At 67.1% G+C, this 12,505-nt stretch carries 10 protein-coding genes; 6 read left to right on the top strand and 4 right to left on the bottom strand.

The features are described 5' to 3' along the window. Nucleotides 1-63 precede the first annotated feature (63 nt). From GVL12_RS21495 to GVL12_RS21470, 6 genes are all read left to right on the top strand, one after another. Complete coding sequence (locus GVL12_RS21495) at nt 64-1,566, top strand: PLP-dependent aminotransferase family protein (protein ID WP_159917607.1); 1,503 nt, start codon at nt 64-66, stop codon at nt 1,564-1,566. Between the two features lie 206 nt (nt 1,567-1,772). Continuing rightward, nucleotides 1,773-3,224 (top strand): cytochrome c oxidase accessory protein CcoG, encoded by a 1,452-nt coding sequence (ccoG, locus tag GVL12_RS21490; RefSeq protein ID WP_159917606.1) that lies wholly within the window; start codon nt 1,773-1,775, stop codon nt 3,222-3,224. 102 nt (nt 3,225-3,326) lie between these two features. Next, the gene (locus GVL12_RS21485; protein ID WP_200843980.1) at nt 3,327-5,108 is read left to right on the top strand and encodes a dihydroxy-acid dehydratase; all 1,782 of its coding nucleotides are present in this window, start codon (nt 3,327-3,329) and stop codon (nt 5,106-5,108) included. 52 nt (nt 5,109-5,160) lie between these two features. Continuing rightward, on the top strand, nt 5,161-6,159 hold the full coding sequence (locus tag GVL12_RS21480) for a Bug family tripartite tricarboxylate transporter substrate binding protein (RefSeq protein ID WP_159917604.1): 999 nt from the start codon (nt 5,161-5,163) through the stop codon (nt 6,157-6,159). A 464-nt stretch (nt 6,160-6,623) separates the two neighbouring features. Then, nucleotides 6,624-7,133: a MarR family winged helix-turn-helix transcriptional regulator gene (locus GVL12_RS21475; RefSeq protein WP_159917603.1), complete on the top strand. Its 510-nt coding sequence runs from the start codon at nt 6,624-6,626 to the stop codon at nt 7,131-7,133. Beyond that, on the top strand, nt 7,130-7,900 hold the full coding sequence (locus GVL12_RS21470; RefSeq protein ID WP_159917602.1) for a DNA alkylation repair protein: 771 nt from the start codon (nt 7,130-7,132) through the stop codon (nt 7,898-7,900). Before GVL12_RS21475 ends, GVL12_RS21470 begins: the two co-directional genes overlap by 4 nt. Before the next feature lie 66 nt (nt 7,901-7,966). Here GVL12_RS21470 and GVL12_RS21465 read toward each other — a convergent pair whose 3' ends face one another. The 4 genes from GVL12_RS21465 to tolA form a co-directional block, all read right to left on the bottom strand. Continuing rightward, nucleotides 7,967-9,094: an NADH:flavin oxidoreductase/NADH oxidase gene (locus tag GVL12_RS21465; RefSeq protein ID WP_159917601.1), complete on the bottom strand. Its 1,128-nt coding sequence runs from the start codon at nt 9,092-9,094 to the stop codon at nt 7,967-7,969. 31 nt (nt 9,095-9,125) lie between these two features. Beyond that, a complete protein-coding gene (locus GVL12_RS21460) occupies nt 9,126-9,935 on the bottom strand; it encodes a plasmid replication/partition related protein (RefSeq protein WP_159917600.1) in 810 nt (269 codons plus the stop codon). Between the two features lie 70 nt (nt 9,936-10,005). Beyond that, nucleotides 10,006-11,370, bottom strand: coding sequence for a tRNA 5-hydroxyuridine modification protein YegQ (gene yegQ / locus GVL12_RS21455; protein WP_159917599.1), 1,365 nt, complete (start codon nt 11,368-11,370; stop codon nt 10,006-10,008). A gap of 324 nt (nt 11,371-11,694) precedes the next feature. Continuing rightward, on the bottom strand, nt 11,695-12,505 hold an 811-nt coding region (gene tolA, locus GVL12_RS21450), incomplete at its 5' end, for a cell envelope integrity protein TolA (protein WP_159917598.1).

Here is a 12,505-nt window from a genome sequence, read left to right as displayed (position 1 = left end):
AGGATTACATAGATAATCGGTCCTATAATCCAGCGCCACTTTGACCAAAATGGATGGTGCCAATTGAAGTCCATCAGCCCAGACCTGATCGCCCCCCGGCTGGCGCAATTGCGCCGCGAAAAGCCATCCATGCCGGTCAACAGACTGCTCTATGAATGCCTGCGCGATGCCATCCACGACGCCAGCCTGCCCGCCGCGACGCGCTTGCCGCCCACGCGGGACCTGGCCCTGGAGGCCGGGATTTCTCGCAACACCGTCATGCATGCCTATGAGCAGCTCATTGCCGAGGGGTATACCAAGGGACTGACGGGCAGTGGCACCTATGTGGCGGACCGCCTCCCCGACCTGGCGCCCGCAAAGCCCAGCCATCCGGCCGTTGCGCTGCCCGGCAAGGCCGTGACCGGGCGCCTCTCCGCGCGCGGGCGCAAGGTCGTCATGAATGCCCAGGCCCAGGCCACGCAGTGGGGCGCCTTTTTGCCCGGTGTTCCCGACGTCACCAAGGTGCCGCATGCGAAGCTGGCGCAGATCACGGCACGCCTGAGCCGGGAGCTGCCGCCCGCGACGCTCAGCTACGCGACCAACGGCGGCTATCCCAAGCTGCACCAGAGCCTGGCGGTCTATCTGCGCCAGGCGCGCTCCGTCGTCTGCGAGCCCGGCCAGATTGTCGTGACGGAAGGGGTGCACCAGGCCATAGACCTCATCACGCGGGTATTGGGCGATGCGGGGGACCATGCCTGGGTCGAGGAGCCGGGGTACTGGGGAACGCGCAGCATCCTGGAAATCAACGGCATCCGGCTCAAGCCCATGCCGGTGGATGCTGAGGGCATGCGGTTTCCGGTCAATGCTTGCGGCAAGCCGCCGCGCTTTGCCTTTGTCACCCCCTCGCACCAGTACCCGCTGGGGCCGGTCATGAGCCTGTCGCGCCGGCTGGATCTGCTGGGCTATGCCGCACGCCATGGGACCTGGGTGGTCGAAGACGATTACGACAGCGAATTCCGCTTCGCGGGCCATCCGGTGGCCTCCTTGCAGGGCCTTTTGCCTGGCGCTCCGGTGATCTATGTGGGCACGTTCAGCAAGACGCTCTATCCGGGCTTGCGCATGGCATACATGGTCGTGCCGGCGCCGTTTGCCGCGGCGTTTCGCACCGCGCAATCGGAGCTCTACCGAGGTGGGCACATGCTGCAGCAGGCCGCGCTGGCCGAGTTCATGGACAGCGGGCTGTACGCGGCCCATATCCGCCGCATGCGCCTGATCTATGCGGCCCGACGCGCCTATCTCATCAAGCTGGTCGAGCAATCGCTGGGGCCAGGCTGGGTCCACGAATACGACAGCAATGCCGGGCTGCATCTCGTGCTGTCCCTGCCGCCCGGCACCGACGATGTGGCGATTGCCGCCGATGCGGCGGCCCAGGGCGTGATCGCCCGCCCGTTGTCGAACTACTACTTCGGCCGCAATCCCAGCCCGGGGCTGATGCTGGCCTTCGCCAGCGTCCCGCAGGAGGAAATGCTCGCACCTTGGCAGGTCGTTGCGCGCTGCATTCGCAAGGCCGTGGCGAAAAGGGGCTGAGGGCTGCGCGCGACACCATGCAGGGCACGAAGCATGCAGCGCGTCGGCTGGGGCCGGACCGAAAAGGTGACCTGGATCAAGAAACCAGCTGATACGGCCCAAATCCTCCGATCTGCTGCTTTTGTCCTAAGCGCTTGCGGCGCATAGTAATGGGCAGGTTACGGCACGGTGCAAAGCGCTGCCGGCACCGTTGTCCTTGAGGCCTTATGTCAGATCACCCCACGTCAGCGCGCGGCAAAGTACCGCGCAAGGTCATCCCCATCGCACCCGCGCCCATCGAAGCGCACGAGCAGCCGTTGTTCGAAGCGCGCAAGAAAATCCAGCCGCGCTCGATCAGCGGCGTCTTCGCGCGCTGGCGCTGGGCCATGGTCTGGATCACGCAGCTGTTCTTCTACGGCATTCCCTGGCTGCAGATCAACGCACGCCAGGCGCTGCTGTTCGATCTCGAGCAGCGGCGCTTCTATATCTTCGGCTGGCTGCTGTATCCGCAGGATTTCATCTATCTCACGACGCTGCTGATCGTGTCGGCGCTGGCGCTGTTCCTGTTCACCGCGGTCGCCGGGCGGCTGTGGTGCGGCTTCAGCTGCCCGCAGTCGGTCTATACCGAAATCTTCATGTGGATAGAGCGAAGGACCGAAGGCGATCGCAGCGCGCGGCTGCGCCTGGACCACAGCGGCTGGACGCGCGAGAAGCTGCTCAAGCGCTTAGCCAAGCATCTGCTGTGGCTGCTCATTGCGCTGTGGACCGGTTTCACGTTCGTCGGCTATTTCGTGCCCATCCGCACGCTGGCCGTGGAAGTCATGGCGCTGCAGGGCGCGTGGCAGATCTTCTGGGTGCTGTTCTACGCGCTGGCCACCTATGGCAATGCGGGCTTTTTGCGCGAGCAGGTCTGCACCCACATGTGCCCCTACGCGCGCTTCCAGAGCGCGATGTTCGACAAGGACACGCTGCTGGTCACCTATGACGCCGCCCGCGGCGAAAGCCGCGGCCCGCGCGCCAAGGGCATCGATTACCAGGCGCAGGGGCTGGGCGACTGCATAGACTGCAAGCTGTGCGTGCAGGTCTGTCCCGTGGGCATAGACATCCGCGACGGCCTGCAGTACCAGTGCATTGGCTGCGGTCTGTGCATAGACGCCTGCAACACGGTGATGGACAAGATGCACTACCCGCGCGGGCTGATCCGCATGTCCACCGAGAACGGCATGGCCAAGGGCTGGGGCAGCGCGCAGATCCTGCGGCGCGTGCTGCGCCCGCGCGTGCTGATCTACGGCGCGGTGCTGCTGGGGCTCACGGTGGCGATGGTGGTGAGCCTTTATGTGCGCGTGCCGCTCAAGGTCGATGTGGTGCGCGACCGCGGCACGCTGTCGCGCATCGTCGCCGGCGGCCAGATCGAGAACATCTACCGCGTGCAACTGGGCAATGCGACCGAAGCGCCGCAGCGCCTGCAGCTCGCGGCCTCGGGGCTCGAAGGCCTGCGCGTGGCCTCGGACACCGAAGTCACGGTGGAGGCCGCGGCCGACCGCTGGATCGTGGTGCGCTTGCAGGCACCGTATGGCGTGGCCGGCCCGGGGTCGCACCCGGTGCAGCTGGAAGTGCATTCGCCGGTCGACGGCGCTATTGCGGTGCAGGCGAAGACGACGTTTCTGGTGCCACGGTGACCAGGGCGCTGTCGCCAGGGTGACGGTCCGGGCGGCCGCGCCTTCGTGCCGGCGCGGTGTTTGGTTATGGTGTGCGAACCCACGTTCAGTCCGCATAGCATCATGACAAACCCCCTCGACAGCGCGCCGGAAGATGCCGCGCCCGCCGGCCCCGGCTTTCGTTCCGCCATCATCCGCCAGGGCACGGTGCGCGCCACGACGCGCAGCTTCCTGCATGCGCTGGGCCAGGACGACGAGGACATCGAGCGCCCGCACATCGGCGTGTTCCATACCGGCGGCGAGATGAGCCCCTGCAATCTGAACCTGCGCGACCAGGCCCAGCATGCGAAGACCGGCATCTACGCGGGCGGCGGCATGCCGCACGAATGCCCGGTGGTGTCCGTGAGCGACGGGCTGACGATGGCGCATTCGGGCATGCGCTTCTCGCTGATCTCGCGCGAACTGATCGCCGACAGCGTCGAGGCCTCGGTGCGCGGCCACCAGTGGGACGGTATCTTTGCGATTGGCGCCTGCGACAAGAACCTGCCCGGCCTGATGATGGGCATGCTGCGCTGCAATGTGCCCAGCGTGTTCGTGCACGGCGGCTCGGCGCTGCCGGGCCAGGCGCCGGGGCCCGACGGCCGCGACCTCAATGTCGTCGACACCTATGAAACCATTGGCCAGGTGCTGGCCGGCACGGCCACGCAGCAGGATCTCGCGCAGATCAGCCGCAGCTGCCTGCCCACGGCCGGCGCCTGCGCCGGACAGTTCACGGCCAACACCATGGGCATGGTCAGCGAGGCGCTGGGCCTCGCGCCCATAGGTTCGAGCATGGTGCCCGCGGTGTTCAGCGAACGCGCGCCGCTGATGCGCCGCGCGGCCAGGACGCTGATGCGCGCGGTCTGGGCCAGCGCAGAAGGCCGGGGCCCGTTGCCGCGCGACATCGTCACGCGCCAGGCGCTGGAAAACGCCTGCGCCGTGGTCAGCGCCACCGGCGGCTCGACCAATGCCGCGCTGCATCTGCCGGCGATCGCGCACGAAGCCGGCATACGCTTTCACCTCGACGATGTCGCCGAAATCTTCGCGCGCACGCCCTTGATCGCCGATCTGCGGCCCGGCGGGCGCTATCTCGCGCGCGACGTGCACTACATCGGCGGCGCGGGCGTGATCCTGCGCAGCCTGCTCGACCAGGGCCTGCTGCATGGCGAGGCGCTGACCTTCACCGGGCGCACGCTGGCCGAGGAGCTCGCCTCGGCCTTGCCGCCCGACGGCCAGGTGGTGCGTGCCATCGACAAGCCGATTTCGCGCGACGGCGGCCTGGCCGTGCTCAAGGGCAATCTGTGCCCCGATGGCGCGCTGCTCAAGACCGCGGGGCTGGGCACGCTGACGCACCGCGGCCCGGCGCGCGTGTTCGAGTCGGAGGAAGCGGCCCAGGCTGCGGTGCAGGCCATGCGCTATGCCGCGGGCGATGTGATCGTGATCCGCAACGAAGGCCCCAAAGGCAGCCCCGGCATGCGCGAAATGCTGGGCATCACCGCCTTGCTCTATGGCCAGGGCATGGGCGACAAGGTCGCGCTGCTGACCGACGGGCGCTTCTCGGGCGCGACGCGCGGCCTGTGCATTGGCTACGCCGGCCCCGAGGCCGCCGACAACGGCCCTATCGCCGTGCTGCGCGATGGCGACATGGTCTGCATCGACGCGCGCCCGCTGGCCCGCTCGATCACGGTGGAGCTTTCGGCGCCCGAACTCGCACTGCGTCTGCAGGAACATGCGCACCATGCTCGCGTAAACACGGGAGTGCGTTGGGGCGGCTTGCTGGAAAAATACGCGCTGACGGTGCGGCCCGCCCACCAGGGCGCGGTCACGCACTCGGGCGCGGTCACCTGGCTGCGCGACGAAGGCTGAACGAGAGGGCGGCCTTGCGCGTCTGTTTCCATCAATACCAAGAAAGAAATACATGACTTTGAATCGACGTGAATGGCTGGGCGCTGCGGGCGCGGGCGGCGCCGGTGCCCTGTTGGCCAGCCTGGGAATGCAGGCCCATGCCCAGGCAGCGCTCGAGAGCCTCAACATCATCACGGGCTTTGCCGCGGGCGGCACGTCGGACGCGATCTGCCGGCGCGTCGCGACCCATCTGGCGCCGGGCTACGCGAAGATGGCGGTGGTCGAAAACCGCACGGGCGCGGGCGGCCAGATCGCGATCAACTACGTCAAGGGCCGGCCCGCCGACGGCTCGACCATGCTGCAGACGCCCACGTCCATGCTGGCCATCTATCCGCATATCTACAAGAAGCTCGCCTATGACCCGGTCACCGATCTGACGCCGGTGTCGCTGGGCTGCGTGTTCGATTTCGGCTTCGCGGTCGGCCCCGCGGTGCCCGCACATGTGACCAATGTGCGCGAGTTCATGGCCTGGGCCAAGGCCAATCCGCTGGGCGCGAACTTCGGCTCGCCCGCGCCGGGATCGACGCCGCACTTCATCGGCGCGCTGCTCGGCCAGCATGCCGGCGTGGACCTCAAGCACGCGGGCTACCGCGGCACCCAGCCCGCGCTGCTCGACATGCTCGGGGGCAATGTCTCGGCGGTCTGCGGCCCCGTGGGCGACATGCTGCAGCACCTGCCCAGCGGGAAGATCCGCATCCTGGGCGTCAGCGGCCAGCGCCGCAGCCGTTTTGCGCCTCAGGTGCCGACGCTGGTCGAGCAGGGCTATGCCGACATGGCGCACAGCGAATGGTTTGCCTTCTTCCTGCCCGCCAAGGCCGCGCCCGAGCTGGTGCAACGCCTCAACGGCCATATGCGCAGCGCGCTGGCCTCGAAGGAAGTGGCCGACAGCCTCGCGATCTTCGGCCTCGAAGCCATGTCTTCCACGCCCGCCGAACTCGCCGCGCTGGTGAAATCCGAAGTCGCGAAGTGGGGCCCTATCGTGCAGCGCGTGGGGTTCACGGCCGAAGGCTGATGCAAGGCTGCAGCCGCAGCCAGCGCAGAGAAAACGGGAGCCTTGGCTCCCGTTTTTGATGCTGTTGTGACAATTCCACATGCTTACCATGTTGTTTTGTGGCACTGACTGCGTAAAAACGCGTATAGGGTTTATACTTGGGGCTACGGGTTACTACTTAGGTTTCCCGCTCTGGTGGTGTTGGGATGCTAGCCGCCAGTTGTTTTGAGTGCATCTCATAGAAAGCACACCATGCGTCAAGCCATCAATACCCTGATCACTTTCATCGCCGACTACCGCGAAGCCCACATCGGTCTCGCCAACCAGTAATTTCGGATGTGCTTGCGCGGCGGTCGGCCCTGAGGCCACGCATGCGCACGGACACGGCAACGGGTCCGGGACAAAATACTCCATGACATTGGTCCTGGAGTATTTTTTTGCCCATTTTCATGGGTATTTGATTAGGCGGCATATAGTATGGTGGAATGTATCCACTTGAACAAAAATACCAGGCGCTGCTGAGCGAAGCCGAGCGGCGCGCGCTGCCAGGGCAGGAGCGCATCCGGCTGTGCTTTCAGACGCTGTCGCTTGCCGGGGCGATCGATCGCGACTGCGCGCGTCTGCTCGCGCTGCATGGCCTGTCCGAAGGGCGCTTCGTGCTGCTTTTCTTGCTGGATGCGGCCGGTGATGGACTCGCGCCGCACCAGTTGGCCGAGCAGGCCGGCGTGACGCGTGCGACGGTCACGGGCCTGCTCGACGGACTCGAACGCGATGCATTGATCGCGCGCCATGCCGACGCTGCCGACCGGCGCGCGTTGCGCGTGCGCTTGACGGGCAAGGGCCGGCAATTGGCGCAGGTGGTCGTGGCCCGGCACAGTGAATGGATTGCAGGCTTGTTCGGAGGACTTTCCGAGGCGGAACGCGGCCAGCTCGCGGGCCTGCTCGACAAGGTGGCCACGGGTCTGGCCGCACGCGGCGAGGGGGACGCGCCATGACGCAGGCTGCGCGCAAGGGCGCGCGCCGCGGCACCGATATTACCGAGGCGTTGCGCACCGCGCTGTCCCTGGGCACGGCGCAAAGCGCGACGCTGGTCGAAGGCCTGGCCGTGGACCAGGCGCAGCTGCTGCGCGCGGTATTCCCCGCGTTGCCGGCATCGGTCCAGCAGGCCGCGGCCCAGGTTTGCGAGCGCGGCATCTTGCAGCGCATGGGCGGCATCGGCAGTCTGCTGTTCGACGCGCTGGGCAGCGCGGGCATCGATGCCTGCCGCAGCCATGCCTCGGACACCGTGCGTGGCTGGGCCTGCTTCATGGTCGGCGCCCAGCCCGGCCTCGATCTCGCCGCGCGGCTCGAAGCGATACGGCCGCTGGCCGACGATGCGCATTTCGGTGTGCGCGAATGGGCCTGGATGGCGGTGCGACCCCACCTGGCGGCGGAGCTTGATGCGTCGGTCGCTCAGCTTGTCTTGTGGACCCCTGCGCCATCCGAGCGTCTGCGCCGCTTTGCCTGCGAGGCGCTGCGCCCGCGCGGCGTGTGGTGCGCGCATATTGCAGCGCTCAAGCAGCAGCCCGGGCGCGCGTTGCCACTGCTGGCGCCGCTGCGTGCCGACCCGTCGGTCTATGTGCAGGATTCGGTCGCCAACTGGCTCAACGATGCGGCCAAGGACCAGCCGGACTGGGTGCGTGCGCTGTGCGCGCAGTGGCTGCAGGGCGAGGCGAGCGCCGCGACGCGCCGCATCTGCCAGCGCGCAATGCGCAGTCTCTAGCTGTGGTTTGGCGCAGGGTATCCGTCCACGAGCGTCTTGCTTCAGACCACTGCGTGTGAAAACGCTTCAGGCCGCAGCCGCAGCCGCAGCCGCAGCCGGAGCCAGCGGCGCGAACAGCCCGCGCGCGCCATGCGGCTCGCCGCGCAGATAAGGCGCAGCGGCCGTGACCTGCGCGCCCAGCACCTGGGCCGCATGCCAGGGCCAGCGTGGGTTGAACAGCGCGGCGCGCGCGATGGCGATCGCGTCGGCATCGCCGGCATCGAGCGCAGCCTGGGCCTGCAGCGGATCGGTGATCAGGCCCACGCCTATCACCGGCATCGTGAGCTGCGCCCGCAGCGCGCGCGCCAGCGGCAACTGGTAGCCCGGGCCCACCGGGATCTTCTGCGCCGGGCTCAGCCCGCCGCTGGACACATGCAGGAAGGCCGAGCCCAGCGCCTGCAGTTCCTTGGCCAGCACCGCACTTTGCTCCACGTCCCAGCCGCCTTCGATCCAGTCCATGGCCGAAATGCGCACGCCCACGGGCAGGCTGTCCGGCAGCGCCGCGCGCACCGCGGCGAACACTTCGAGCAGCAGGCGCAGGCGGTTCTCGAGGCTGCCGCCATAGTTGTCGGTGCGCTGGTTGGACAGCGGCGACAGGAACTGGTGCAGCAGATAGCCATGGGCCGCGTGCAGCTCGATCAGGTCATAGCCCAGGCGCTGCGCGCGCAGCGCCGCGTCGACGAAGGCTTTCTTGATGCGCACGAGATCGGCCAGCGTCGCGGCCGCGGGCATGGGTACTTCGGGCGCAGCCGACAGGGCGCTTGGCCCCACCGTCGGCCAGGCCTGGTCCTGGGGCAGGGGACCGCCGCCGGCCCAGGGCTGCAGGCTGGACGCCTTGCGGCCCGCGTGGTTGAGCTGCACGCCCAGCTTGATGCCGCTGAAGCGGCACACATGTTCGACCACCGGGCGCATCGCGGCTTCGCTCGCGTCGCTCCACAGCCCCAGGTCCCAGGGGCTGATGCGCCCCATGGCTTCGACGGCCGTCGATTCGACGATCAGCAGGCCTGCGCCCGACTGGGCCAACTGGCCGTAGTGCATCAGATGCCAGTCGGTGGCGCAGCCCTCGGCGGCGCTGTAGGTGCACATCGGCGCGATCACGATGCGGTTGGACAGTTCGACATTGCCCAGGGGCAGGGGGGAGAACAAGGCGGTCATGGCATCCCGTGAAAAAGGAAGGAAAAAAAGATCAAGCCCTTTCCTGGAGCATTTCCTGCAGGGCCTTGATTTGCTGGCGCAGCATGCCATTTTCCTGCTCCAGCGTCGCTACGCGCTGCTGCAAGGCGGCGACGTCTACATGTTCTTCGGCCGGCGCGCTGTCGTCGGCAGCCGCATCGCGCGGCTTCTTCCTGGATTCGCGCACGCGCTTGGCGGCCTGCTTGAGTTCGTCCTTGCCCGCGGCGGCCGCGGCCACCTGTTCCTCGGCGGGCAGTTGCGCCACGGCGGCTGCGGCGTTGATCGAGATATCGCCGGCCTTCACGGCGGCCACGACTTCGGGCGTGGCTTTTTGCTGGATGGTCTCGATCTGCTTGACCTGGGTGCTGCTCAGGCGCGCCACGCGCGCCAGCGCTTCGCGCGTGGCCATGGCCTGGTCGTCGGGCGTGGGTTCGGCCGGGGCGGCGCCGGCCGCCGCAGCATCGGCGGGCGCGGGCGCCAGTTCAGCGGCTTTGGCGCGGCGCGCGGCAACGATCTCGCGCTTGCGCAGCGCGAGCACGCCGCGCTGGAAGTCGGACACGCTGCGCCGGCCCAGGTGCTGGTCGATCATCCACAGGTGGACGTCGTCCATGTTCTGGAAATGCGTGGCCTGCACGGTCTCGAACGGCAGGCCGTGCTTGACGCAGATGCCGTGGCGGTTGTGGCCGTCGACCAGCAGGTCGCCCCACAGCACCAGCGCGTCGCGGCAGCCTTCGGCAAGAATGCTGCGCTCCAGCGCTTCGTGTTCATCGGCGCTCAGCGGATCGATATAGGCCTTGAGTTCTTCGTTGACAACAATATTCATGGGGTGGACGCAGAAAAAAGAAAGGGGCTGCAAAGGCAGCCCACAGGGTAGGGTGGACTGTGCCGCCGGCTCAGAGCAGGCGGGCAATCAAGGCGCCGTCCACCGGGCCTTCGAGCGGAATGCGCACGCGGATCGGGTTGCCCTGGGCCACGGTCACGGGCTCGCCTTCCATGTTGAACATCTTCTCGAGCAGCACCTGGCGGTTGCCGCTGGGGTGGATGATTTCCAGCGTGTCGCCCACGGAGAAGCGGTTCTTGGTCTCGATCTCGGCCAGGCCGTCGGCCCAGCCGCGCACTTCGCCGACGAAGTGGCTGCGCTGAAGAACCGAGTGGCCGGTCTCGTAGTTCTGGTAGTCCTGCGCGGGGCGGCGTTCGAGGAAGCCGCTGGTGTAACCCCGGTTGGCCAGGCCTTCGAGTTCGGTGATCAGATTCGGGTTGAACGGCCGGCCGGCGACGGCGTCGTCGATCGCGCGGCGGTAGGTCTGGGCGGTGCGCGAGACGTAGTACAGCGACTTGGTGCGGCCTTCGATCTTCAGCGAATCGACGCCGATCTTCGTGAGCCGGTCGATGTGCTCGATGGCGCGCAGGTCCTTGCTGTTCATGATGTAGGTGCCGTGCTCATCTTCCATGATGGGCATCAGCTCGCCCGGGCGGCCCTGCTCTTCGAGCAGGTAGACGTTGTCGGCCTTGGGGTGGCGCGGCTCGCTGCTGCAGGCCGAAAAGCCGGTTTCGGCTTCCTGCTGGGCCTTGGCGAAGTCGAAATCGCCTTCCATCTTCAGCGGCATGGCTTCGCCGGTGTTCGGGTCCACCGCGGTTTCCTGGGTCGCGTAGTTCCAGCGGCAGGCATTGGTGCAGGTGCCCTGATTCGGGTCACGGCGGTTGAAGTAGCCCGACAGCAGGCAGCGGCCCGAGTAGGCGATGCACAGCGCGCCATGCACGAACACTTCGAGTTCCATGTCGGGGCATTCCTGGCGGATCTTCTCGATCTCGTCCAGGCTCAGTTCGCGCGACAGGATGATGCGGGCGATGCCCATGCGCTGCCAGAATTTGACGGCGGCATAGTTGACGGTATTGGCCTGCACCGAGATGTGGATGGGCACTTCGGGCCACTTCTCGCGCACCATCATCATCAGGCCGGGGTCGGCCATGATCAGCGCGTCGGGCTTGAACGCAATCACCGGCTCCATGTCGCGCAGATAGGTGCGCACCTTGTCGTTGTGCGGCAGCAAGTTGCTGGTGACGAAGAATTTCTTGCCGCGCGCATGGGCTTCGGCAATGCCCTGGCCTATCTGTTCGAGGCGGAACTCGTTGTTGCGCGCGCGCAGCGAGTAGCGGGGCTGGCCCGCGTAGATGGCGTCGGCGCCAAAGTCATAGGCGGCGCGCATCTTGTCGAGCGAGCCGGCAGGCAGCAGAAGTTCGGGGGCTTTGAGAGGCATGGCGCAATTGTCCTTGATTGCGAGAAATCGCGTGAGACGATGGGCTCAGGCAGCGACCAATGTTGCGCTGGCGCTTCGCCCTGAAACACCTTTCGATACTTCGGTCCAGGGTTCAGGGCGAAAGAATTCTAAATTCTGGGCAAGGCGTTTAATGCTGGCGCGCTCTAGCATGGGGGCAGCGAGCAAGGGCCGCCCCGCAGCGAGGCTGCCGTCCCTGGCCGGGCGCGCCTGGCCGGCCGCGCCTGGCCGGCCGCCCCCCTCCACCGAAGGATGAGAGGGGGAAGCCGGGGCCGGCCATCCGGCGTGAGCGGCTCAGGGGGTGAATCAGTCTCTTGGCCTGAACCCGATCGTCAACGAACTCGGCACGCGTCCATCGGTGTCGCGCGGCAGCGTATCGGTCTTGTGCAGCGCGCGCACCACGGCCTGGTCCCAGGCGGGGTTGCCGCTGGACTGGGTCACGCGCACGCTGACGATGGTGCCATCGGGCGAAGTGCGTACCGCGACTTCGGCGCGCGGGTTGCCGGCGATATCGTCGGGGTAGACGATATTGGGCTTGACCTTGGCTGCGACCTTGGCGCCGTAGCCGGCCGATGGCCCGCCCGACGACGAGCCATTGCCCTGGCCCTGGTTCGGGCTGCTGCCGCGTTCGGCGCTGCCCCTGGCGGTTTCTGAGCCCGCGCCTGCCTGGGCCCGCATGCGCTCGAGGTTGGCGGCGCGACGCGCTTCCGCGGCCCTGGCTTCCTGGGCCGCTTCTTCCTTCTTGCGCTTGTCTGCGGCGGCCTTGTCGGCCCTGGCTTTGTCTGCCTTGGCCTTTTCTTCCTTCTCGGCCTTTTCCGCGCGCGCCTTTTCTTCCCTTTCGGCCTTGGCCTTCTCGGCTTTCTCCACCCTGGCCCGCTCTATCCTGGCTTGCTCGGCCTTTTCGGCCTTTTCCTTCTCCAGGCGTTCCTTTCTTTCGGCTGCGAGCTTTTCACGCTGCTCGCGCGCCTTTTCCTCGCGCTCGCGCTCGGCCTTTTCCGCCTGCTCGCGCTTTTTCTTGCGTTCGAGCGCAATCTCGGCTTCGTGGTCGTCGTCCTTTTGCACCACGGGCGGTGGCGGCGGTGGTGGCGCGACGACCGGCGGCGGCGGTGGGGCTGTC

The sequence above is a fragment of the Pantoea sp. 18069 genome (genome assembly GCF_902706035.1).
GTDB lineage: Bacteria > Pseudomonadota > Gammaproteobacteria > Burkholderiales > Burkholderiaceae_C > Comamonas.
The sequence above is the reverse complement of the archived record's forward strand: the minus strand, read 5'-3'. Positions and strand labels throughout refer to the sequence as shown.